The organism is Methylobacterium platani, assembly GCF_001653715.1.
GTDB lineage: Bacteria > Pseudomonadota > Alphaproteobacteria > Rhizobiales > Beijerinckiaceae > Methylobacterium > Methylobacterium platani.
The window spans coordinates 24,088-46,070 of sequence record NZ_LWHQ01000005.1 but is presented as its reverse complement, the minus strand read 5'-3'; the positions used below and the strand labels follow the sequence as shown (position 1 = coordinate 46,070).

Here is a 21,983-nt window from a genome sequence, read left to right as displayed (position 1 = left end):
GCCGCGCTCGATCCGAGCGCGGCCCTTCCTCGTTCGTCCAAAGGACCAGCCGTCCAGAAGACCGGGCGGTCCGCGGACCGCCCTCCCCCGGCTTACCGGAACAGCGAGAGCACGTTCTGGCTCGCCGAGTTGGCGATCGACAGCGCCTGCACCGCCAGCTGCTGCTGCGTCTGCAGCGCCTTCAGCTTCGTCGACTCCTCCTCGACATCCGCGTCCACCAGGATGCCGATGGTGCGGTCGTTGGCCTTCATCAGCGTGTCGACGAAGGTCTTCTGCCCGTCGATCTGCGTCTTGTTGGCGCCGAGCTTGGTGCCGGCGTCGGTCATGGCGGCGATCGCCTTGTCGACCATGTTGAGGATGTTCGAGACGTCGGTGTCGCCGTTCGTGCCGACCAGGGTCGAGATGTTGAAGGTCGCCACCGAGTAGGCGCCGCCGCCGAACGAGGCGTTGTAGGTGCCGGAGGTCGTGTCGAGGATGCCCTTCCCGGTGGTGGTGGTGGAGGCCGTGCCGGCGCCGGCGGCGGTGTTGGTGCCGGTGATCGTCTGGCCCGAGGTGAAGCCGAAGCTGGTCACGTCGGTGCCCGCCACCGTCACGGACGCGCCGGTGCCGGCACCCGTGGAGGTGAAGCTGAGCTTGCCGCCCGCGAAGGTGGCGAACGCGGTGCTGCCCGAGGCCTTGAGCTGGGAGTTGATCAGGGTCGCCGCATCCGCGCCGCTCAGCGTGGCGGCGCCCGAGCTCACCGTCGAGCCGGCCGCCGAGTAGGCCGCCGCGTTCAGCGTCACGGTCTTCACGCCGGCGCCGTCGTTGACGGTGATCACCTTGCTGCCGGTCGAGATGTCGAGCGCGGCGTAGGCCGTGCCGGCGGTCAGGACCGGGGCGTTCGAGGTCGTGCCGAAGCCGATATCGGCCGCGGCGAACTTGGTGGCGTCGGTCGTGTTGGCGTTGCCGACCTTCAGCGAGACGGTCGAGCCGGTATCCACGGTGGCGAAGGTCAGGCGACCGGCGCTGTCGAGGCCGGCGGTCACCTTGCCGCCGAGCTTGGTCGCGCCCGAGGCGGCGATCTGGTTGTTGATCGCGGCCAGCAGCTCGTCGGTGGTGACGGCCGCGAGGTTCTTGGCCGTCGACCTCAGGGTGTCCTTGTCGAGCTGGATCGCCGCGCTGGCGCCGGCGCCGAGGTCGATCACGAAGTTGATCTGCTTGGTCTTGCCGCCGCCGTCGACCGTGGAGAAGTCGGCGGTGCCGCTCGAGAACGCCGCGGTGCCGGTGAGCGCGGTCGAGCCAACCACCTGGGCCGCGGTCGCGGGCTTCGTCACCGTCGTGCCGGCATTCCGGTCGTAGAGCTTGATCGACGCGACGTCGACGTTGACCATCGAGAAGGTGATGTTGCCGTCCGAGCCGCGGGAGAAGCCGGCCACGACCTTCTGCGTCGCCTGGTAGGAGCTGTTGCTCGGGCTCGAATCGACCGAGAGCCAGTTCTGGCCGCTGGCGTTCGACGAGTCGGCGGTGGCCTTCATCTTGGACTGGATGGCCGAGATCTCGGTCTGGACCTTGGCGCGGTCGACGCCCGGGGTCATCGCGCTCTGCAGCTTGCCGCGGATGTTCTGCAGGTCGGCGATGATCGAGTTGAGGCCGTTATAGGCGGTGTCGACCGACGAGGAGCCGAGGCCGAGCGAGTCCTTGACCGCCGAGAGCGAGGCGTTGTCGGTGCGCACGGTGGTGGCGATCGACCAGTAGGCGGCGTTGTCGGACGCGGCCGAGACGCGCTGGCCGGTCGAGACCCGGTTGCTCGTCATGTCGAGCTGGGAGTTGATCGACTTCAGGGTGGTCAGCGCCGTCATCGCGGCGTTGTTGGTCAGCAGGCTGGTCACGGGTCAGTCTTCCGGAAACGGAGGAACGGGAGGAGGGCTCGGATTACCGGGCTCGCACCGGTGCGGCCTGTCGGCCCCTTGGGGACCGGGACGGACCTGCGAGGATCCGTCCACCGCGCAATCAAACCTCCGGACTCGCACCGGATCAGCGGACCGACATCATGTCCGTGGGTCTCGCCGGAGACCCACCCACTGGCCTATTCTCGCAAGGGCTTCCGCATGGTTGCCGGAGGCGCCTCTCGATATCGCGAGAATGCCGGCACAGCCTTACAAACCGATTAACCAAACCGGAGCGCCGCTGTCCCGATCGCGACGATCATCGACCAGGAACGACGCGCCGATCGTCCGCACGGGCGGCAAGCCGATCCTGTGATCGCCAGGGGAAATCGGTGGGAATACATTAACCATGATTTCACTGATCGACACCGGCCGCTGCCGCTCTGTTGCCCGCGCCCGAACGAGGAAGGGCCGCGCTCGACCCGAGCGCGGCCCTTCCTCGTTCGTCCAAAGGACCAGCCGTCCGGGACCGGGCGGTCCCCGCGGACCGCCCTCCCCCGGCTTACCGGAACAGCGAGAGCACGTTCTGGCTCGCCGAGTTGGCGATCGACAGCGCCTGCACCGCCAGCTGCTGCTGCGTCTGCAGCGCCTTCAGCTTCGTCGACTCCTCCTCGACATCCGCGTCCACCAGGATGCCGATGGTGCGGTCGTTGGCCTTCATCAGCGTATCGACGAAGGTCTTCTGCCCGTCGATCTGCGTCTTGTTGGCGCCGAGCTTGGTGCCGGCGTCGGTCATGGCGGCGATCGCCTTGTCGACCATGTTGAGGATGTTCGAGACGTCGGTGTCGCCGTTCGTGCCGACCAGGGTCGAGATGTTGAAGGTCGCCACCGAGTAGGCGCCGCCGCCGAACGAGGCGTTGTAGGTACCGTTATTGGTATCGAGGATGCCCTTGGCGGTGGTGGTGGTGGAGGCCGTGCCGGCGCCGGCGCCGGCGTTGGTGCCGGTGATCGTCTGGCCCGAGGTGAAGCCGAAGCTGGTCACGTCGGTGCCCGCCACCGTCACGGACGCGCCGGTGCCGGCACCCGTGGAGGTGAAGCTGAGCTTGCCGCCCGCGAAGCTGGCGGTCGCGGTGCTGCCCGAGGCCTTGAGCTGGGAGTTGATCAGGGTCGCCGCGTCCGCGCCGCTCAGCGTGGCGGCGCCCGAGCTCACCGTCGAGCCGGCCGCCGAGTAGGCCGCCGCGTTCAGCGTCACGGTCTTCACGCCGGCGCCGTCGTTGACGGTGATCACCTTGCTGCCGGTCGAGATGTCGAGCGCGGCGTAGGCCGTGCCGGCGGTCAGGACCGGGGCGTTCGAGGTCGTGCCGAAGCCGATATCGGTCGCGGCGAACTTGGTGGCGTCGGTCGTGTTGGCGTTGCCGACCTTCAGCGAGACGGTCGAGCCGGTATCCACGGTGGTGAAGTTCAGGCGACCGGCGCTGTCGAGGCCGGCGGTCACCTTGCCGCCGAGCTTGGTCGCGCCCGAGGCGGCGATCTGGTTGTTGATCGCGGCCAGCAGCTCGTCGGTGGTGACGGCCGCGAGGTTCTTGGCCGTCGACTTCAGGGTGTCCTTGTCGAGCTGGATCGCCGCGCTGGCGCCGGCGCCGAGGTCGATCACGAAGTTGACCTGCTTGGTCTTGCCGCCGCCGTCGACCGTGGAGAAGTCGGCGGTGCCGCCCGGCGAGAAGGCGCCGGTGCCGGTGAGCGCGGTCGAGCCGACGACCTGGGCCGCGGTCGCGGGCTTCGTCACCGTGCTGCCGGCATTCTTGTCGTACAGCTTGATGGAATTGACGTCGATGTTGACCATCGAGAAGGTGATGTTGCCGTCCGAGCCGCGGGAGAAGCCGGCCACGACCTTCTGCGTCGCCTGGAAGGCGCTGTTGGTCGCGGTCGAGTCGACCGAAATCCAGTTCTGGCCGCTCGAGTTCGACGAGTCGGCAGTGGCCTTCATCTTGGACTGGATGGCCGAGATCTCGGTCTGGACCTTGGCGCGGTCGACGCCCGGGGTCATCGCGCTCTGCAGCTTGCCGCGGATGTTCTGCAGGTCGGTGATGATCGAGTTGAGGCCGTTATAGGCGGTGTCGACGGCGGACGAGCCGAGGCCGAGCGAGTCCTTGACCGCCGAGAGCGAGGCGTTGTCGGTGCGCACGGTGGTGGCGATCGACCAGTAGGCGGCGTTGTCGGAGGCGGCCGAGACGCGCTGACCGGTCGAGACCCGGTTGCTGGTGGTGTCGAGTTGCTGGTTGATGCCCTTGAGCGTCGTCAGGGCGGTCATCGCGGCGTTGTTGGTCAGCAGGCTGGTCACGGCGAATGCTTCCGGTGTTGCGCGTGGGCGGGAATGTGCAAGAATCCGGGCTCGTACCGGTGCAGCGGATCGGCATCTCTGCCTGCGGGCGCTCGACACCCGACCGTCTGAGCTTTCAACACATCCGGCTTCTCACCGGGGTCAGCGGGTCGACATCATGTCTTGAGCTTGGGAAAGCCCATCCGCTGCGCCTGCCGCCGCGGCCGTTACGTGCCCCGGCGACAGGGAGGACTATCGCGACCGCCGCCTTATCAAGCGATTAAGCCGCCCGCCGGGCTCCGGGAGGCCTGGGGAAAACCGGGGTAACCCCGGGATAATCCTCGGGAGACTCAGCAGAAACGCCGCCAGGCGGCCCACGGGATAACCGGCGGCGGGGCCACCCCTCGAAAAAGCCCCGCGCAAGCCACCGGCCTTAGAGCCGTACCCGTCAAGACGGAGCGTTGCGGGACATGGGAATCCTCGTCGGCCTGCTCATCGCCATCGGCTGCATGCTCGGCGGCTTCGTGGCCATGGGCGGCCACCTGATCGTGATCTGGCAGCCCTGGGAGTTCGTCATCATCGGCGGGATGGCGGCGGGCACCTTCGTGATCGCCAACCCGATGAAGACCGTGGCCGATTCCGGCAAGGCGACCATGGAGGCGTTCACCGGCAAGGGGCCGAAGCGCAAGGACTTCCTGTCCCTGCTCGGCCTGCTCCACGCCCTGCTGCGCGAGATCAAGACCAAGCCGCGCAACGAGGTCGAGTCCCACTTCGACGATCCGGCGAATTCCGAGATCTTCAAGAACTACCCGGACGTGGTCAAGGACCAGAGCCTGGTGCTGTTCATCTGCGACTACTGCCGGCTGATCCTGATCGGCGGCGCCCGCTCGCACGAGATCGAGGCGCTGATGGAGGAGGAGATCGGCACGCACAAGAAGTACGCGCTCAAGCCCTACGGGGCGATCAACACGGTGGCGGAGGCGCTGCCGGCGCTCGGGATCGTCGCGGCGGTGCTCGGCATCGTGAAGGCGATGGGCGCCCTCGACCAGTCGCCGCAGATCCTCGGCGGCCTGATCGGCGCGGCCCTCGTCGGCACCTTCTTCGGGGTGTTCGCCTCCTACGGCGTGCTGGCGCCGCTGGCCCTCAAGGTGAAGGGCGTGCGCGAGAAGCAGTGCTCCGTCTACACCATCGTGAAGCAGAGCCTGATCGCCTACATGAACGGCGCCCTGCCCCAGGTCGCGATCGAGCACGGCCGCAAGGGCATCGCCGCCGCCGACCGCCCGACCATCGACGAGGTCGAGGCCGCCACGGTGCCGGGCGCCCAGAACCGCGAAGCGGCCTGAGAACCGGTCGACAGCCCCCATGGAACCGACGATCCTCACGAGCCCCGCCGACATCCGCGCCCGCATCCAGGAGGCCGCCGGCCTCTCCCTGGACCGGCTGCCGATGCTGCAGCTCATCTTCGACCGCCTGGCCACCGCCTGCGGCGACGGCCTCAAGCACCTCGCCGCCTCGTCGATCCTGTACTCGCTGAGCGGGGCCGAGACCGGGCGCTTCGGCGAGTTCCTCGACGCCTACGACGGCAACGCGGTGGTGGGCATCTTCCAGGCGCCGGCCTGGGACGGCCACATCCTGGTCGGCCTCGACCGCGACTTCATCTTCACCATGGTCGAGGTGCTGTTCGGCGGCGACGGCTCGGAGGAGCCCGCCGACGACGAGCGGACCTTCTCGGCGATGGAGCTGCGCATCGCCCAGATGGTGCTCGAGCAGGTCGGGCGGGCGCTCGAAGCCTCGTTCGGCCTCGTCTCGAAGACGGCGTTCGTCCTGGAGCGCACCGAGACCCGGATGGAATTCGCGGTGATTGGCCGGCGCACCAACAAGGCGATCCAGGCCAAGTTCCTGCTCCAGGCGCTCAACCGCGGCGGCGAGATGTTCGTCGTCATCCCGCAATCGGTGCTCAACCCGCTGCGGCCGAGCCTCGCCAAGGTGCTGACCGGCGAGACCAGTGCCCGCCGCGACCCGCGCTGGATGAGCCAGATCGCCGCCGAGGTGCAGAAGACCGCGGTGCAGCTGCGCGCGGTGCTCGAGGAGCGCCACCTGACGCTCGGCGAGATCGCCGGCCTGAAGGTCGGCCAGGTGATCGCTCTCGACGCCACCCCGGCGACGCGGATCAAGCTCGAGGGCAACGACAAGCCGCTGTTCTGGTGCCATGCCGGACAGTCGCAAGGGGCCTACGTCCTGCGGATCGACGAGGCCATCAACCCGGACAAGGAAGGGGCGGAGCATGGTGTCGCTGGTTGACGGAGTGCTGCTCGCCGCCCTCGTCGGCACCACGGCCTGCGTGCTGCCGCTCTACCTGAAGCTCAAGCGCCTCGACCGCGCCCAGGCCGAGTACGGCCGGGCGGTCGCGGCCTCGGGCCACGCGCTCGCCAGCGCCGGGGAGGCGGTGCGCAACTTCACCGGCGAGGGCCGCGAGATCCTGGAGGCGCTGAGCGCCAAGATCGAGGAGGCGCGGGCCACGATCGACGCCCTCGAGGCGGGCCGGCGCGCCGCGGCAAGGGATGCCACGGCAAGGGACGCGGCGAAGACGTAAGGCGGCACGGCCGACGGTGGGACGTGGCCGAATCGCGCCCGGGCCCGTCCCGGGCTCGCCGCCCAAGTAGCGACGATCGGCCAAGCACGAACGACCGACTGCACGCGGTCCGCGCCCGGACGCTCCTCGACGACAAGCTCCTCGACGGCAAGCCCCTCGCCCGCAAGCCTCGGATCAGCTTGATCGCCTAGAACCGTCCGGGACATTTCGAGACTTCCACGCGAGCCCGCGATGAGCAGCAGCCCCTTCCCCGATGCCGGCGCCAGCCCGGTCTTCCCGAGCCAGGGCGCGAGCGCCGCGCCCGCGCCGGCCGAGGACGGGCGCAACCTCGATTCGATCCTGCGCATCCCGGTGCTGGTGCAGGTCGTGCTCGGCTCGGCCACCATGCCGGTCGCCAACCTGATGAAGCTCGGCCGCGGCGCGATCGTGCCCCTCGACCATCGGGTCGGCGAGCCGGTCGACGTGATGGTCAACGGCCGGGTGATCGCCCGGGGCGAGATCGTCATCGTCGAGGAGGACAATTCCCGGTTCGGCATCTCGCTGACCGAGGTGGTCGGCCCGGCCGACGCGGCGCAGAACGGCTGATCGCGTGAACATGGCGGCGCCCCCTCCGGCCCTGCGCGGCGCCCCCCGGGAGCTCGCGCCCGTCGACCAGGTCGCGACCCTGCTCCTGGCGATGGGCAAGCCCGCGGCGGGGCGCCTGCTGAAGTATTTCGAGCCGGACGAGATCAAGCGGATCACCCGCTCGGCCTCGAAGCTCGGGGCGGTGAGCCCCGACCAGCTCGACGTCGTGGTCGAGAGCTTCGCCGAGGAGTTCTCCCACGGCTCGAGCCTCGTCGGCACGGTGCAGGAGGTCGAGAAGCTCCTGACCGGCCTGCTGCCGGCCGACCAGGTCGCCGACATCCTGGCCGAGGTGCGCGGCAACGCCAACCGCTCGGTCTGGGAGCGGCTGGCCACGGTGCAGGAGAGCGTTCTGGCGAGCTACCTCGTCAAGGAGCACCCGCAGACCGCCGCCCTGATCCTGTCGCGGGTCAAGCCCGCCATCGCCGCCAAGGTGATGGGGCACCTGCCGCTGCCCTCGCGCAACACCGTGATGCGGCGGATGCTGAGCCTGAAGCCGGTGGTCGACGAGGTGATGCAGGCGCTCGAGCGGACCCTGCACGAGGACTTCATGATCAACGGGTCGCGCAATTCCGGCGCCGACACCCACGCCAAGATGGCCGACATCATCAACAAGATGGACCGGCAGCAGATGGACGAGGCGCTCTCCAGCCTCGCCGAGGCGCGGCCGAAATCGGTCGAGATCCTCAAGGGGCTGCTCTTCACCTTCGACGACATCGTCAAGCTGGCGCCGCGCGCCCGCACCACCCTGTTCGACGCGGTCCCCAACGACCGCCTGGTGCTGGCCCTCAAGGGCACCGAGGCGGAGTTCCGCACCGTGGTGCTCAGCGCGCTGTCGGCCCGCGTGCGCCGCATGGTCGAGCACGAGCTCAACGGCGGCGACCCGGCGGCCCAGCGCGACGTCATGGAGGCGCGCCGCAGCATCACCGACCTCGCCATGGAGATGGCGGGCCGCGGCGAGATCGAGATCAATCCGGGAGGCGAGGATGACGCGCTCATCCGCTGAGCGGAGCCCGGGGCGCGATCCCGTGTCGCGGCCCCGCGGCCCGGCCCCGGGCCTAGAGCATTCTCCGACGAAGCGGAGACCGGTTCGTCTCGGAAAATGCCGCAAAATCAAAGGCATAGAGAGCTTCGCGATGGCAACGCGATCGCGAAGCTCTCTAGCCAGGGCGGGGCTCGCGTCCCGCGCGCCGGCGCATGTCTGACGAGACCGACCAGGAGAGCAAGACCGAGGCCGCCACCGAGAGCAAGGTGCGCGACGCGATCGAGAAGGGCAACGTGCCGTTCTCCCGCGAGGCGCCGGTCTTCGCCTCGATCCTCGGCCTCCTGGTCTGCCTCAGCCTGGTGGTGCGGGGGCAGGCGGCGGCGCTCGCCCGCGACCTCGCCGCGTTCCTCGACCATCCGGGCGGGTTCTCCCTCGCCAGCGGAGAGGACGCGCTGACCCTGATGCACGCGACGGGCTTCGCGCTCGCCCGCTTCCTCACCCCGATCCTCCTCGTGCTCGCGGGCTTCGGGCTCGTCGCCTCGCTGGCCCAGAACGTCCCGCGCCTCGTCGCCGACCGCATCGCCCCGAAATGGAACCGCGTCTCCCCGGCCTCGGGCTGGAGCCGGATCTTCGGGCGCTCCGGCCAGATCGAGTTCCTGAAAGCCGTCCTTAAAGTCTCGTCGGTCAGTCTCGTCGTCCTCCTGCTCCTGCGCTCGGAACAGGCCAAAGCCGTGAGTGCCATGTTCGTCGACCCGAGCCAGCTTCCCGAGCTGATCCTCACCACCGCGATCCGCCTGGTCTCGGCCGTGAGCATCGCCACCATCGTGATCGTGGCCGGCGACCTCGTCTGGGCGCGCCTGCGCTGGCAGCGCTCGCTGCGGATGTCGCGCCAGGAGATCAAGGACGAGCACAAGCAGATCGAGGGCGACCCGAGCGTCAAGGCGCGCCTGCGCTCGCTGGCCCTCGACCGCACCCGCAAGCGCATGCTCGGCCAGGTCGACCGCGCCACCGTCGTCATCGCCAACCCGACCCACTTCGCCGTGGCGCTCCGCTACGAGCCGTCCGAGGGGCCGGCGCCGATGGTGCTCGCCAAGGGCCAGGACCTCATCGCCCTGCGCATCCGCGAGATCGCCGAGCAGAAAGGCATCCCGGTGATCGAGGACAAGCCTCTGGCAAGGTCGCTGTACGATGCTGTCCAGGTCGACCAGATGATTCCCGCGGAGTTCTACCGCGCGGTCGCGCAGATCCTGTTCTTCCTGTTCGCGAGACAACGATGATCCCTCTCGACCACGATCTCGCGCAGGCCCGGTTCGTCTCCGGGGACGTGATCGCGGCGGCCGAGGAGGTCTTCGCGACGACGATCCGCGACTTCATCACCGAGTTCTGCCTGCTCGACGGCAGCGTGCTGATCGGCTGGGTGCGGGGCGAGCGCCACGGCAACATCGCCGACCTCGTCGCGTCCTCGGCCGAGCCGTTCTTCAAGGACGCCACCCTGACCTATGCCGACGCCGCCGACGTCTGCCTCCAATGGGGCCGCTCGATGCAGGTGGTGCTCGACATGGAATTCGCCGCCAAGCCCGTGACGGTGTTCTTCAAGCTCGTCCTCGACGGCTGCTTCGTCGGCGTCGCGATCCAGCGCATCCTGGCCGAGGACGGGCCGCCGCTCCGCCTGGACGCCTTCGCCCGCGCCCTGTCGGGCGCGCGGCTCTCCTGAGCCACGGCGCGGGCCGCGGCCCGACGAGTTAACGCCGGGCTAACGCATCCCCGCGCACACACCCCAGGGGTTTGTTCGAAAAAGTCCCTCGACGCGGGCTTGCTGCGGCGCGGCGGTCATTGACCGGCCACGATCGCGGGGACATGACTTCCCTAGGCGCAAATCGGACACCGCAGGATTTCGGAACGGCCCTCGCCCCTCGGCCATCGAGGGCGGTAGGTTCCGTGCCGGCGGGAGAAGACGGGGGACAGGTTGGTGCGGCGCATCTCGGCGCCGTCCGGCCCGGCTCGATGAGGGTACGACAGATGTATTTCTTGGTCGACGCCAGGAAATCAGTGAATGCGGGCTTCAAGGCCGGATTCGACCGGGAAGGAGTTTCTTCCTTTCCGTTGTCGCCGGAGGAATTCACGAGCTGGATCGAGTCGGCGTCCCGCAGCGACCTCGACGCGGTCCAGGGCTTCCTGCTCGGCGATTTCGAGGAGCGCGCGCGCTGCGCGAGCGCGATCCGCCGCCAGTCGCGCGCGCCGATCATCGCGCTCGCCGATTCGCGCTCGCTCGAGCAGACCCTGGTGCTGTTCGACGCCGGCATCGACGACGTGCTCCCCAAGCCCGTCCATGTCCGCGAGATCCTGGCCCGGGCCGAGGCGATCTGGCGCCGGGTCAACGGCGCGTCGGCCCGGAGCGACCCGGACGGCGCCGCGCCGGAGCCGCCGCCGGGCGAGCCGGGCCCCGAGCGGCTGCGGGTGTTCTTCGACGGGCGCGACCCCGAGATCGACGGCGTGCCCCTCTCGCTGCCGCGGCGCGAGCGGCACATCCTGGAATTCCTGGTCCGCAACCGCGGCCGGCGGGTGACCAAGACCCAGCTCTTCAACGGCGTCTACGGCGTCTACAGCGACGGCGCCGAGGAGAGCGTGGTCGAGGGACACGTCAGCAAGCTGCGCAAGAAGCTGGCCCTGCAGCTCGGCCACGACCCGATCGAGGCCAAGCGCTACATCGGCTACACCTATGTCGGCTGAGACGTGGGCGACCGGCCCGTCGCCCGCCGTCCCGCGCCACGGCTTCGCAAGGACTTAACGGGGGACGCCCCGCCCGTCGATCCCCGCAGACTGCGTAGCTGACGCAGGGGCAGGATGCGGCGCCGGGGCAACCGGCGTCGTGCCGGTCGAGCGCCCTCGCCGGCGAATCGTCGTCACTTGCAGAACGTCCTGGCCCCCGGAGTCCACTGGCCGAAGCCGCTCGCCACCATGTTGGCGATCACCCGGCAGACATACTGCTTCTGCGCCGGGTTGTTGTTCGGCCCCGCATGGTAGCGCGCCACCGCCAGGGTCCAGCTGCCCTCCCGGGCCTTGAGTTCCTTGAGGAAGGTCGTCGCGTACTCGACGTTCTGGCGCGGGTCGATCATCGCCTCGATCGAGGCGAACTTCGCCCGGTGGTAGTGGTGGTTGATCTGCATGCAGCCGAGATCGACCAGGCGTACGCCGCTGGCCTGCGCCTCGCCCAGGCGGCGGATCACGTCGGCGGCGCTCGCGCCGAAATAGGCCTTGCCGCCGATGTTCATCGCGAAGGGCTGCAGCGAGCCGCGGTTGCCGCTCTCGGTCAGGCCGACGGCGTAGAGCATGCCCAGCGGCACGCCGTGGCGGGCGGCCGCTTGGGCCATCTGCTGCTCGCAGACGTTGCCGGTCGCCGGCAGCGGCGCCTTGGCGGCACCCGAGACCGTCGCGGCGGCATGGACGCCGGTGACGGCGCTAAAGGTACAGGCCGCCGCGGTCGCGATCGCCGGAATGCGCTTCATCTTTCTGCTCCATGGTCCGGCGTCCGCCTTCCTCGGGCGCGTCGGGGGTGCGGCGGGCCGGCTGGTCCGGGCTCGCGCCGCCCTGCTGCCCGCCGGCGAAGGCCGGCAGGGACGGGTTGCCGCCGGGCGCGCCGCTCGGGGCCGGGGTCTCCTGGCCCGGCACGCGCCCGGCCTCTACGGTGACGAGGTCGGGCTGGTAGCCGGCCTCGCGCACCAGGGCGGTCAGCAGGCCGCCGTCGCGCCGCAGCAGCTCCGCCGTCTCCTCGCGCTCGGCCCGCAGGCTCATCTCGAGGCGACCGTCCTGGAGCCGCATCCGGACCAGGACCTGGCCGAGCTCGGCCGGGCGCAACTGCAGCGTGAGGAGCCGCAGCGGCCCCTCCGCCTGGGCGGCGGCGCTGAGGGAAGCGGCGGCCGCCCCGGCCCGGAGCGCGGCGGAATCCGGCAGGGACGCGGCGCCCGACGTCACCGCGTCGGCGATCTGGCGCAGGGTGGCGGCGGGCAGGGCCGTCGGCGCCGGGGCGGCGGCCTCGGCGGCAGGCGGGGCCGACACCACGACCGCAGGATCCGACGCCCCCTCGGCGCGACGCTCGGCGGATGCCGTCGCTCCGGCCCCGGGAGCGAGCTTGGCCTCGGGCGAGAGCCGCACCTCGGAGGCGGGGCGCTCGGTCTCGACGGGACGCAGCGGCTGCGCCGTCCGGGTCGATTCGGCCGTCTCCGGGCGAGCCCCGAGGCGCTCCGCGACCTCGGCGGTCCCGGACGACGCTCCGCCACCCGTGGCGGGTGCCTGGGCCATGGGAGACGCCTGGGCTGCGGGCGGGGCCTGGGCTGCGGGCAGGACCTGGGCTGCGGGCAGGACCTGGGCTGCGGGCAGGACCTGGGCTGCGGGCGGGGCCTGGGCTGCGGGCGGGGCCTGGGTCGAGAGCGAGACCTGGGGCGACGCAGCGGGCGGGGCTTCGAGGGTGTGGCTGGCCGGCAGCGGAGACGGGGTCGCGGGCGGGGCCTCCCGGACCGGCTGCGATGCCGCCTGAGGTGCCGCCGGGCCGGTCGAGGCCGGAGCCGGGCGGGCAGGAGCGGGCGCCGCAGCGGACCGGTCTTCCGCAGGCTGCACGTCCGTCCCGTCCGGGAGCGGCGACCGGGCGGCCGCGTGTGCCGCGACGGCCGGGAGCGCAGCCGGACTGGCAGCGACCGGAATCGGGGAAGCCGCGGAAACCGGCGGAGCGGAGCCGGGCACCGCGGCGGCCGACGACGGAATCGGCGGGGTCGGGACACGGGCGAGCGCCGCGGCCAGCCCGGCGGCGATCGGGGCGGGGGCGACAGGTGCCGGAGCCGCGGGAGCGGAGGGGGCCGGGGATGGGTCCGCCGGCCGCGGGAGGGAGGCGGCGATCGGGGCGGGATCCGGCACAGCGACGCCCTGCACCACCGCGGCAAGGGCGGGTGCGGCAAGGGCGGGTGCAGCAAGCGAGGCCGGCTCCGCCGCCGCGGATCGGGCCGCGCCGGCGGACGGCATCGCGACCGGGGCGAAATGGGTTTCCTGAGCGATCACGGCCGCGATCGGTCGGGACGCGGCCCCGACGATCGCCTGCACGACGGCCGGCAGCGGCCCGGCGGGTGCCGGATCGGCCGCGGGGCCGGACGTCTGCGCCGCCGGGCCCGGCTGTCCGGGGACGGGCGCCGGGACGGCGGCCTCGAGGCGCACGGGCCAGACCACCGCGGTGAACGAGGCCGCGAGCGGGACGGTGTCGGCCGAGGCGGAGGGCGATCCGGCCTCGGACGTCGCATCGTCCTCCGGACCTGCGGCGCCACCGCCGTCCGCGGAGATCCGCGGCCCGTGCGTGCGGTCGCCGTGACGGGGGGCCGCGTCCGGCCGCAGCGGCAACGCGGGCGCCGCGGAATCCGGCTGCGGCCGGACGGCGGGCGGCGGGACGGGGGTCGGCAGGCCCTCAGCCGGCTCGGCGACCGGCATCTGGTCTCCCGTCGGGACGACGGCCGACGGCGCGGTGGCCGATGCGACCGCGGCGGTGAGGCCCGGTCCGGCGGAGGGGATCGCGCCCGGCGCGACGGGCGGCACGGCCGGGGCGGTCGCGAGGCTCGGCGCCTTGCCCACGGGGCTCGGGACCGTGCCCGCGGGGCTCGGTATCGTGCCCGCGGGGCTTGGTACCGCGCCCGGATCGGTCGCCGCGCGGCCGGCGGCCCGCTCCATCAGGGCGGCGATGTCCGCCGCGCCCGTCCGGAGGGGCGCCGCCGGGACCGTGCCGGCGAGGAGCGCGCCCAGGGTCGCGGGACGCGGCGCCTCGCCGCGCGGAGTCGGGTCTTGCGGGGCCGGTTTTTGCGCGGCCGCCTCCTGCGGGGCCGGATCGGCCTCCGGCGGGCCGGCGGGGTCGCGGCTCTCGAGCCGTTCGAGGACGGCGTCGAATCCGGGGCCGACCCCGGGGCCGGTCGGCTCGCCGGGCCGGCGGGCGCCGTCGAGGCGCGGCCTCACGCCTGTCGGCATCGCGTCGAGTGGGGTCACGGGTCGGTCCTGTCGATCATCCGGTCGACCTGGGCGAGCGCTTCCCGCGCCCGGGCGATCGACGCGGCCTCGGGAATCTGGCGCCGGCCGGCGGGCGCGGCGGCGTCGGCGACCGGCGGGGCCGGCGGGGCGCCGCCGCGGATCTGGCCGGCGGTGGAGAGCGCGGCATCGAGCAGCGCGCGATCCGACGGATCGAGCCCCGCCCGGTCGACGCCGCGCAGGGATTCGAGCCCCTCCTCGTAGCGCCCGTCCACCACGATGAGGGCGGCGGCGCGGTAGAGCCGGGCCCGGGCGGCGGGCTCGCTGTCGGGGCCGGCGAGGCTCAGCGCCCGCTCGGCCGCGAAGATCGCGGTCTCGCGCCGGCCCTGCTCCAGCCCGGCCCGGGCGACCAGCAGGTAGAGGTCGCGCCGCTCGCCCGGCTCGATCTCGTCGAGCATCCGCTCGAGCCGGGTGATGCGGGCACGGTCGCTGTCGAAGTCGAGCCGGGTCAGCGCGGTCGCGAAGCGCTGGCGGAAGTTGCCGGCATAGACCGAGCGCCGGAACCGGCGCAGGTACTGGATCGACAGGGTCTCGAAACGGGTCGCATCCCCGCCCTGGGCGTGGATGAAGATCTCGCGGCGCAGCGCGCCCTCCTCCACCAGGGTCCCGGGAGCGAGCAGCCGCGCGAGGTCGAGGAGCTCGATCGCCTTGCGGGGCGCCTCGCGCACCGTCACCGCCGCCTGGGTCAGGGCGAGCTGGCCGGCGAGGCCGGGGGGCTGGAGCCGCGCGTCGAAGCGGCCGAGCAGGGTGCGGGCCTCGCGCTCGCGGCCCTCGAGATAGGCGAGCGCGCCGAGCACCAGGGGCGAATCGCCCTCCGGCAGCTTCGCCGTCTCGAGCATCCGCCGCAGGAGCCCCGGCCCGCCGCCGCTCAGCGCGAAGGTGACGGCCGCCCGCACGTTCCCGGGGACGGCCCAGGTCTCGGGCTCGAGGGCGGCGAGGCGCTGCTCGATATGGCCGAGGAGCTGGCGCTGGGCGAGGTGGGCCTGGGTCGAGCCGCGGGCGATGCGGTCCTGCAGCAGCTGGAGCGTGCGCACCATCTCGACCGGCACGCCGCGGGGCGCGACCGGCAGCGGCTCGATCGGCTTGGCCGGCGCGCCGTGGCCGCCCCCATCACCATGCCCGCCGCCGCCATGCCCGCCGCCGCCATGCGCGTCGGCGGCCGGCGCGGCATGGGCGTCGCCGTGGCCGTCCGCGGCGCGGGCCGGCCCGGTCGCGGCGATCGGCCCGGCCGCGAGGAGGAACCCGGCGAGCGCCAGGCCGGGGCCGAGGCGGCTCATTCGGGCAGCCCCCGGACCAGGATCTCGATGCGCCGGTTCTCCGCCGCCTTCGGGTCGGCCGGGTTGCGCGGCTGGCGGTCGGCGTAGCCCTCGATCCGCTCGATCCGCGATTCGTCGACGCCGCCGCGCACCAGCATGTAGGCGGCCATCTGCGCCCGGGCGCTCGACAGGCGCCAGTTGTCGTAGGTCTCGGAGCGGAACGGCCGCGCATCGGTGTGGCCGCGGACCACGATGCGGCCGGGCCGGGCGTTGATCACCTTGGCGATCGTCTCGATCGCCCGCACCACCTTCGGGGTCGGCTCGGCCGAGCCGATGCCGAACATGCTGAAGTCGATCTCGTCGGTGATGCTGATCAGGATGCCCTCGCCGGAGCGGCGCACCTCGACCTTCGGCACCGGCGTGCCGGTGGCGAGCGGCGCCACCGCCTTGGCGATCTCGGCCTTCATCGCGGCGACCGCGGCGGTCTCGGCCGCCCTGTCCCTGGATTGCTCCTTGGGCTGATCCTTCGCGGCGTCCTTGGGCGCCGGATCCTTGAGGGCCGCGACCTTCGCCGCGTCCCTGGATTGATCCTTGACCGGGTCCTTGACCGGATCCCGCGGGGTGAGCGGCAGCCCGTCCTCGGCCGAGGCGACGCGGACGGGCGCGTCCTTCGGGTCGCGCGCCGCGTCCCGGGCCTTGCCCGCGGCGGCCACCTGGCCGCCGGCATCGAGGCGGTTCTCCGCCGGCGCCGCCACGGCGGTGCCGACCTTGCCGGGCCGCTCGGTGCGGTGGCGCGGCAGCGGCTCGACCTGCCAGTAGAGCGGGTCGAACGGATCGCGCGCCGCGTCGCCGCCGCTGATGCCGGGCTGGCCGGTCTCGAGCGCCGCCGCGTCGGCGCTCGCCGTGTCGCCGCGATCGGCCTCGGCGGAGAGGCGCGCCAGCACCGCGTAGGGGTCCTGGAACAGGGCCGATTCCCGCGCCCGGCTGCCCGGCGCGGCCTCGCTCGCCTTGTCGCCGGCCTTGCCCTCGCCCTTCCCCTCGCCCTTGCCCTCACCCCCCCTGCCCTCGGCCTTGCCGCCCTCGGCGCCGGGCTCGGAGGGGGTGTCGTGGGGATCGCGCAGGCCCTTCTTGTCGTGGGTGACCTCGGCGAGCTTCACCGGGTTGAAGTACTCGGCGATGGTCTGCTTCTGCTCCTTGCTGGTCGAATTGATCAGCCACATCACCAGGAACAGCGCCATCATGGCGGTCATGAAGTCGGCGAGCGCGATCTTCCAGGCGCCGCCGTGATGACCCTCCTCGTGGTCGCCGTGGCGCTTGATGATGATGATTTCCTGGTGGCCTTCGGACATCTCAGGTCTCCGCCACCGCCGCCGCGATGAGGCGCGTCCAGGCGCCGAGCTGGGTATCGATCACGGTCTGGTCGGCGCTCACCTGCACCTCGGCGGTCTCGGCCGGGGTGAACGACACGGCAGCGGCGAGCGGCCCGAGCCGCGCGGCGAGGGCCGCCAGCAGGTCCTCGGGTCCGCTCACCCGGACGTTGGCGGCCTGCGGCTCGGCGAGGAGCCGCGCCAGGGCGCCGCTCAGCTCGGCGACGGCCCGGCGGCGCAGCGCGTCGGTCAGCACCGGCACCAGCAGCCGGGCGATCCGGTCCGAGAGGGCCGCGTCGAGGGCGCGCAAAGCCGCCGAGAAGCCGTCCGCGAGCGCCGCGGCCTCGGCCTCGCTCCAGTGCCGGCGCGCCTCGGCGAGGCGGGCCTCCGCCGCCTCGGCGGCCTGCAGGCGGGCGGTCTCGGCTTCCTGCCGCGCCTCGGCCAGGCCCTGGAGCCGGCCGCGCGCCTCGGCCTCGGCGATGAGCGCCGCGCGCTCCTCCGGGGTCTCGCGCTTCTGCGCGGGCGGCTTGACCAGGGGGTTGGTCGCCACGGGATCGGGACCGGACGGCCGGGTGGCGGGCGCCCAGGTGGCGGACGGCTCGGCGAAGGACGGCGGCGCGGATGACGGGGCGACGAGCGCGTGCAGGCCCTCGCGCCAGACCTCGGCCAGGTTCTGCACCAGGCTCTCGACCGGGTTCCCGGGCACGCCGTCGGGCGATCCGGCCCGGGCCGGCGCGACCGGTCCGGCCTCCGGCGCGTCCCGGAGCGGCGCGCGGGCGAGGCCGGCCCAGGGATCGCCGAAGGTCGGGGAGGCCGGGTTCGCGCCCTGCGCCCGGGGAGACGGCAGCGCGGGAGCCTGCGCCGCCCCCTTGTCCTGCGCCGGCCCCTTGACCTGCACCGGCGCGGGGACCTCGTCCGGCGGGAATTCCGGCAGGTAGCGGGCGATCACCGCGCTCATCAGGCCGGCTCCTCACGCAGCAGCCAGCGCTTGAGGATGGCGGCGACCTGCTCCTCGTTGAGGTCGATCATCTGCTCCAGGCGCTTCTGCGGCGAGCGGGCGGCCTGCTCGGCCATGCTGTCGATCAGGCTGGCCATGGCGGGCATGCCCTCCGGCCCGGCGAGCGCCGGCTGGCCCGGGATGACGCCGCCCGGCGCCGGCAGGGCGCCCGCCTCCGCGGCGCCCGGCAGGGCGGCGGCACCCGCGGCCTCGAGCGCCGCCATCTCGGTCTGGGCCGCCTCCGGCACCGCCAGGATGGCGCGGAGCGCCGGGCGCAGGCCGAACCAGATCAGGAGGCCGGCCACCACCAGGATGGTGGCCGCGTTGATGAGGGTGGCGGACTGGCGCACCATCACGTCGGCGATGCTGAGCGGCGGGACCGGCTCGAGGGCCTGGCCGTCGTTGATGAAGCCCACCGCCGCGACCTTGACCGTGTCGCCGCGCTCCTTGCTGGCGCCGGCCGCCGAGGCGACGATCTGCTCGATCTCGGCGATCTGCTTGTCGAGGTTGACGCTCGCCGCGTCCGGGTTCGGCTGGCCCGGCTGGCCGGCCTGCGCGGCGAGGCGCGAGCGGTTGACCAGCACCGCCACCGAGAGGTGCTTCATGGCGTAGCCGTCGCTCACCGTCTGGATCACCTTCTGGGAGATCTCGTAGTTGGTGAGGTCCTCCTTCTTGGAGGTCTCGTTGCTGGCGGTGTCGTTGCCGTCCGAGCGGGTGCGCTGATCGGGCAGGTTCTGCTGCGCGCTGGTCGGCCGCTGGGCGCTGCGGTTCTGGCTGTTCTCGTTCTCGCGGGTCGAGCGGACCGAGCGGGCGACCTGCTGGTCGGGGTTGTAGATCGTCTCGTTGGTCGAGGTCTTGTCGGTGTTGAGCTGGGCCGCGACGCTGACCTCGAAGTTGCCGAGGCCGAGATAGGGCGTCAGCGCCCGGCGGATCCGGTCCTGCACCTCGCGGCTGACGTCCTTCTCCAGGCTCGCCATCTTGCCGGTCGGGGCCTGGCCGCCGTCGTCGCCCGACAGCAGCAGGGTGCCGTCGGCGCCGATCACCGTCACCCGGTCGGGCTTCATGCCGGGGATCGCCGAGGCGACGAGCTGGCGGATCGCCTGGGCTCCGCTGCGGTCGTCGGCGGGCTCGGTGCGCACCACCACGGAGGCGGAAGGGGGCTGCTGGTCGCGCCGGAACGAGCCGCGCTCGGGCAGCACGATGTGGACCCGCGCCGCGCGCACGCCCTTCATGCCCTGGATCGTGCGGGCGATCTCGCCCTCGAGGGCGCGAACCCGGGTCACCTCCTGCATGAACGAGGTCATGCCGAGCGAGCCGAGGTCGTTGAACAGCTCGTAGCCCGACTTCGAGCTCTGCGGCAGACCCTTCTCGGCGAGCAGCATCCGGGCCTGGGCGGTATTGCCGTAGGGCACCAGCACCGCGGCGCCGTCGGCGCTGACGTCGAAGCGGATGCCCGCATCCTTGAGCACGCCGCCGATGCGGGCGACGTCCTCGCGGGACAGGCCGGTATAGAGCGTCTCCTGCGCCGGCCGGCTCAGGTAGTAGGCCCCCAGGCCCACCGCCAGGAACACCACGAGGCCGATCAGCCCCAGGGCGGCGATGCGCCGGGGGCCGAGTTCGACGATGTTGCTCCACAGCCTCTCGGCTTGCTCGCGACCGGACATCCCTTGCGCCAATCCCGTCCCAGCACAGGCGACACTGCCTCAGCGCTCTGTGGCGCCCCAGCCTTGTGCGGAGGTTGCGGCGGCGCCGGCGCCGGGGCGCCCGGCGGCCCCCGAGTCAGGCCGGCAGGCTTTTGGTAACCCTGGCATGACCATCCTGGGGGGCGTCCTTGTCCGAGGCCGGTGATGGTGTTGCGTGTTGCGTTTCCGTGCCTGCCCTCGGCGGCGGCCTTCGCCTGGGTGCTCGGCACCGGGCTCGCTGCGGCGATCGAGCCCGCCCCCCCGGTGCCGCCCGCCCCGGTGCCGGGCCAGGCTGCCACGGCACAAGCTTCCGCGGCTCAAGCTGCCGGGGTTCAGGCCGCCCCCGTGCCGCCGGCGCCGGTCGAGCCCGCCCGGCGCGAGGCGGCGCCCGCGCCCGAGGCCCCGCCCGGCGGCGCGGCGCCCCTGAGCGTCGGCCCGATCCAGCCCGGCGCCGCCCCGCGGACGGGCGAGCCCAGGGCCGTCGAAACCAGGCCCGCGGATGGCAAGCCCGCGGCCGGCGAAGGCAAGCCCGCTCCCAAAAAAGTCTCGCGCGAGCTGCCGCCGCTCGTGGTGGCGCGGATGTCGCAGGACACCACCCCGACCCTGACCCCGGCGACCTTCCTCGACACCCTGCGGGCGGCCGAGCGCTACCAGGCCCTGGTCGAGGCCGGCGGCTGGCAGCCGCTGCCGGCCGAGCTGACGCTCAAGCCCGGCGAGCGCAACCCGGCGGTGCCGGCCTTGCGCCGCCATCTCGTCCTGACCGAGGATCTGGCCCCCGGCGGGCCGGAGACCGACGCGCTCGATGCCGGCCTCGTCGCGGCGCTCAAGCGCTTCCAGGCCCGGCACAACCTCGCCGAGACCGGGCTCCTCGGCCGCCAGACCGTGGCCGCCCTCAACGTGCCGGCGAGCGTGCGCCAGCGCCAGCTCGCGGCCTCGGCCAACCGGCTGATCGGGTCGAGCTTCGCCTTCGGCGACCGCTACGTCGTGGTCAACATCCCGGCGGCGGCCGTCGAGGCGGTGGATCACGGCGGCGTGGCGCGCCGCTACGTCGCCGTGGTGGGCAAGCCCGACCGCCCCTCCCCGGCGGTCGAGACGCGGATCACCAACATCAACTTCAACCCGACCTGGACCGTGCCGGTGTCCCTCATCAAGAAGGACATCATCCCGCACATGCGCAAGGATCCGGGCTACCTCGCCAAGATGCACATCCGCATGCTCGACGGCCAGGGCCAGGAGGTGCAGCCGACCGCCGTCGACTGGTCGACCGGGCGGGCGGTGAACTACACCCTGCGCCAGGATCCGGGCTTCGACAACTCGCTCGGCCAGGTGCGGATCGACATGCCGAACCGGCACGCGGTCTACATGCACGACACGCCCTCGAAGGGGCTGTTCTCGCGCGACGTGCGCTTCCACTCCTCGGGCTGCGTGCGCGTCGCCGACGTGAAGGCGCTGGTCGGCTGGCTGCTCGAGGGCACGCCGGGCCCGAACGGCACCGGCTCGACCTGGGGGCCGATGGAGATCGAGACCGGCATCGCCACCGGCGAGCGCCGCGACATCAAGCTGGCCAAGCCCATCCCGGTGACCTTCGTCTACCTCACCGGCTACGCCACCCCGGACGGCCGGGTGCATTTTCGCGACGACGTCTACGGCCTCGACACCGGCAAGCCGGCGGAGCCGGCGGTGACCGGGGCGCTCGCCAAGCCGGCCAGGGCCGCTCCGGCGAAGGCGGGCGCGGTCAAGGGAGGCGACAAGGCGGGCGACACCAAGGCGGGCGACAGCAAGGCCGGCGCGACCGATGCGGCGCCGGGCCGATCCGCCCCGGCGAAGCCCGACGACGCGGGAAGCGCCGCACGGGCCAAGGCCGCGCCGAAGCCCGCCGCCAGGGGAATTCCGGCTCCCGCGGCACCGGGCGCGAAGGCGACCCCGTCGGCCGAGCGGCGCGCCGTTCCCCCGGCCTGATCCGGGCGCCCGCTGGCCCGAAGGACGAGGCGGCGAAGCGTTGCTCTCGCCGCTGCGCCGAGTTCGTCGCGCATCCCCAGGACAGCCGCATGCTGTTCCTGCCGATCGAGAGCGTCGTCGCCGCCCTCGATTGAGGCCGGCCGTGCACCGGCCGCCCGGTCGGGCCGGCGGATCGCCGGACGGGGACGATCCGTCCCGCCGGGGGCGGCATCCCCGTCGCCGCCGTACCGCCCCATACTCACGCCGGGTACGGATTCTTCACGAATCGATGGCACGGCTCGAAC

General features: G+C 72.5%; 17 protein-coding genes. 9 read left to right on the top strand and 8 right to left on the bottom strand.

The features are described from left to right. Positions 1-92: 92 nt before the first annotated feature. Entirely contained in the window at positions 93-1,868 is a 1,776-nt protein-coding gene (locus A5481_RS01350; RefSeq protein ID WP_048434428.1) for a flagellin N-terminal helical domain-containing protein, read from the bottom strand. Between the two features lie 559 nt (positions 1,869-2,427). Next, the gene (locus tag A5481_RS01345) at positions 2,428-4,206 is read right to left on the bottom strand and encodes a flagellin N-terminal helical domain-containing protein (RefSeq protein ID WP_048434427.1); all 1,779 of its coding nucleotides are present in this window, start codon (positions 4,204-4,206) and stop codon (positions 2,428-2,430) included. A gap of 449 nt (positions 4,207-4,655) precedes the next feature. On the opposite strand from A5481_RS01345, the gene motA reads away from it, so the two are divergent. The 8 genes from motA (at position 4,656) to A5481_RS01305 (ending at position 11,114) form a co-directional block, all read left to right on the top strand. Continuing rightward, positions 4,656-5,528: a flagellar motor stator protein MotA gene (motA, locus tag A5481_RS01340; RefSeq protein WP_048434426.1), complete on the top strand. Its 873-nt coding sequence runs from the start codon at positions 4,656-4,658 to the stop codon at positions 5,526-5,528. 19 nt (positions 5,529-5,547) lie between these two features. Next, complete coding sequence (locus A5481_RS01335) at positions 5,548-6,486, top strand: flagellar motor switch protein FliM (protein ID WP_048434425.1); 939 nt, start codon at positions 5,548-5,550, stop codon at positions 6,484-6,486. Further along, positions 6,470-6,778 (top strand): hypothetical protein, encoded by a 309-nt coding sequence (locus tag A5481_RS01330; protein WP_048434424.1) that lies wholly within the window; start codon positions 6,470-6,472, stop codon positions 6,776-6,778. The genes A5481_RS01335 and A5481_RS01330 overlap by 17 nt, the downstream gene beginning before the upstream one ends. Before the next feature lie 231 nt (positions 6,779-7,009). Continuing rightward, on the top strand, positions 7,010-7,363 hold the full coding sequence (gene fliN / locus A5481_RS01325) for a flagellar motor switch protein FliN (RefSeq protein WP_048434423.1): 354 nt from the start codon (positions 7,010-7,012) through the stop codon (positions 7,361-7,363). Positions 7,364-7,373: 10 nt separating this feature from the next. Then, complete coding sequence (locus A5481_RS01320; RefSeq protein WP_048434422.1) at positions 7,374-8,405, top strand: flagellar motor switch protein FliG; 1,032 nt, start codon at positions 7,374-7,376, stop codon at positions 8,403-8,405. A 191-nt stretch (positions 8,406-8,596) separates the two neighbouring features. Next, a complete protein-coding gene (locus A5481_RS01315; RefSeq protein ID WP_048434421.1) occupies positions 8,597-9,661 on the top strand; it encodes an EscU/YscU/HrcU family type III secretion system export apparatus switch protein in 1,065 nt (354 codons plus the stop codon). Continuing rightward, a complete protein-coding gene (locus A5481_RS01310; protein ID WP_048434420.1) occupies positions 9,658-10,098 on the top strand; it encodes a hypothetical protein in 441 nt (146 codons plus the stop codon). The genes A5481_RS01315 and A5481_RS01310 overlap by 4 nt, the downstream gene beginning before the upstream one ends. A 305-nt stretch (positions 10,099-10,403) precedes the next feature. After that, positions 10,404-11,114 carry a response regulator transcription factor gene (locus A5481_RS01305; protein WP_048434419.1) on the top strand — a complete coding sequence of 237 codons (711 nt, stop codon included), beginning with the start codon at positions 10,404-10,406 and terminating at the stop codon, positions 11,112-11,114. A gap of 173 nt (positions 11,115-11,287) precedes the next feature. Here A5481_RS01305 and A5481_RS01300 read toward each other — a convergent pair whose 3' ends face one another. Genes A5481_RS01300 through fliF form a run of 6 tightly spaced genes read right to left on the bottom strand, consistent with a single transcriptional unit; the run spans position 11,288 to position 19,722 of the window. Next, a complete protein-coding gene (locus A5481_RS01300) occupies positions 11,288-11,890 on the bottom strand; it encodes a transglycosylase SLT domain-containing protein (RefSeq protein ID WP_048434418.1) in 603 nt (200 codons plus the stop codon). Next, a complete protein-coding gene (gene fliK, locus A5481_RS35040; protein WP_245298612.1) occupies positions 11,844-14,399 on the bottom strand; it encodes a flagellar hook-length control protein FliK in 2,556 nt (851 codons plus the stop codon). Before fliK ends, A5481_RS01300 begins: the two co-directional genes overlap by 47 nt. Continuing rightward, positions 14,396-15,715 (bottom strand): chemotaxis protein, encoded by a 1,320-nt coding sequence (locus A5481_RS01290; protein ID WP_048435932.1) that lies wholly within the window; start codon positions 15,713-15,715, stop codon positions 14,396-14,398. Before A5481_RS01290 ends, fliK begins: the two co-directional genes overlap by 4 nt. Next, the gene (locus A5481_RS01285) at positions 15,712-17,043 is read right to left on the bottom strand and encodes a MotB family protein (protein WP_048435933.1); all 1,332 of its coding nucleotides are present in this window, start codon (positions 17,041-17,043) and stop codon (positions 15,712-15,714) included. Before A5481_RS01285 ends, A5481_RS01290 begins: the two co-directional genes overlap by 4 nt. A gap of 1 nt (position 17,044) precedes the next feature. Beyond that, a complete protein-coding gene (locus tag A5481_RS01280) occupies positions 17,045-18,019 on the bottom strand; it encodes a hypothetical protein (protein WP_053082518.1) in 975 nt (324 codons plus the stop codon). Then, a complete protein-coding gene (fliF, locus tag A5481_RS01275; protein ID WP_048435934.1) occupies positions 18,019-19,722 on the bottom strand; it encodes a flagellar basal-body MS-ring/collar protein FliF in 1,704 nt (567 codons plus the stop codon). The genes A5481_RS01280 and fliF overlap by 1 nt, the downstream gene beginning before the upstream one ends. Before the next feature lie 183 nt (positions 19,723-19,905). Here fliF and A5481_RS01270 point away from each other — a divergent pair, with 183 nt between their 5' ends. Next, a complete protein-coding gene (locus A5481_RS01270) occupies positions 19,906-21,699 on the top strand; it encodes a L,D-transpeptidase family protein (protein WP_048435935.1) in 1,794 nt (597 codons plus the stop codon). Positions 21,700-21,983 lie beyond the last annotated feature (284 nt).

What these genes read in the sequence shown, in the direction of transcription:
- A5481_RS01280 (WP_053082518.1), bottom strand. Translation starts at nt 18,019, where the DNA reads ATGAGCGCGGTGATCGCCCGCTACCTGCCGGAATTCCCGCCGGACGAG.
- fliF (WP_048435934.1), bottom strand. Translation starts at nt 19,722, where the DNA reads ATGTCCGGTCGCGAGCAAGCCGAGAGGCTGTGGAGCAACATCGTCGAA.
- A5481_RS01320 (WP_048434422.1), top strand. Translation starts at nt 7,374, where the DNA reads ATGGCGGCGCCCCCTCCGGCCCTGCGCGGCGCCCCCCGGGAGCTCGCG.
- A5481_RS01305 (WP_048434419.1), top strand. Translation starts at nt 10,404, where the DNA reads ATGTATTTCTTGGTCGACGCCAGGAAATCAGTGAATGCGGGCTTCAAG.
- A5481_RS01270 (WP_048435935.1), top strand. Translation starts at nt 19,906, where the DNA reads ATGGTGTTGCGTGTTGCGTTTCCGTGCCTGCCCTCGGCGGCGGCCTTC.
- A5481_RS01315 (WP_048434421.1), top strand. Translation starts at nt 8,597, where the DNA reads ATGTCTGACGAGACCGACCAGGAGAGCAAGACCGAGGCCGCCACCGAG.
- A5481_RS01300 (WP_048434418.1), bottom strand. Translation starts at nt 11,890, where the DNA reads ATGAAGCGCATTCCGGCGATCGCGACCGCGGCGGCCTGTACCTTTAGC.
- A5481_RS01335 (WP_048434425.1), top strand. Translation starts at nt 5,548, where the DNA reads ATGGAACCGACGATCCTCACGAGCCCCGCCGACATCCGCGCCCGCATC.
- A5481_RS01330 (WP_048434424.1), top strand. Translation starts at nt 6,470, where the DNA reads ATGGTGTCGCTGGTTGACGGAGTGCTGCTCGCCGCCCTCGTCGGCACC.
- A5481_RS01285 (WP_048435933.1), bottom strand. Translation starts at nt 17,043, where the DNA reads ATGTCCGAAGGCCACCAGGAAATCATCATCATCAAGCGCCACGGCGAC.
- fliN (WP_048434423.1), top strand. Translation starts at nt 7,010, where the DNA reads ATGAGCAGCAGCCCCTTCCCCGATGCCGGCGCCAGCCCGGTCTTCCCG.
- motA (WP_048434426.1), top strand. Translation starts at nt 4,656, where the DNA reads ATGGGAATCCTCGTCGGCCTGCTCATCGCCATCGGCTGCATGCTCGGC.
- A5481_RS01310 (WP_048434420.1), top strand. Translation starts at nt 9,658, where the DNA reads ATGATCCCTCTCGACCACGATCTCGCGCAGGCCCGGTTCGTCTCCGGG.
- A5481_RS01290 (WP_048435932.1), bottom strand. Translation starts at nt 15,715, where the DNA reads ATGAGCCGCCTCGGCCCCGGCCTGGCGCTCGCCGGGTTCCTCCTCGCG.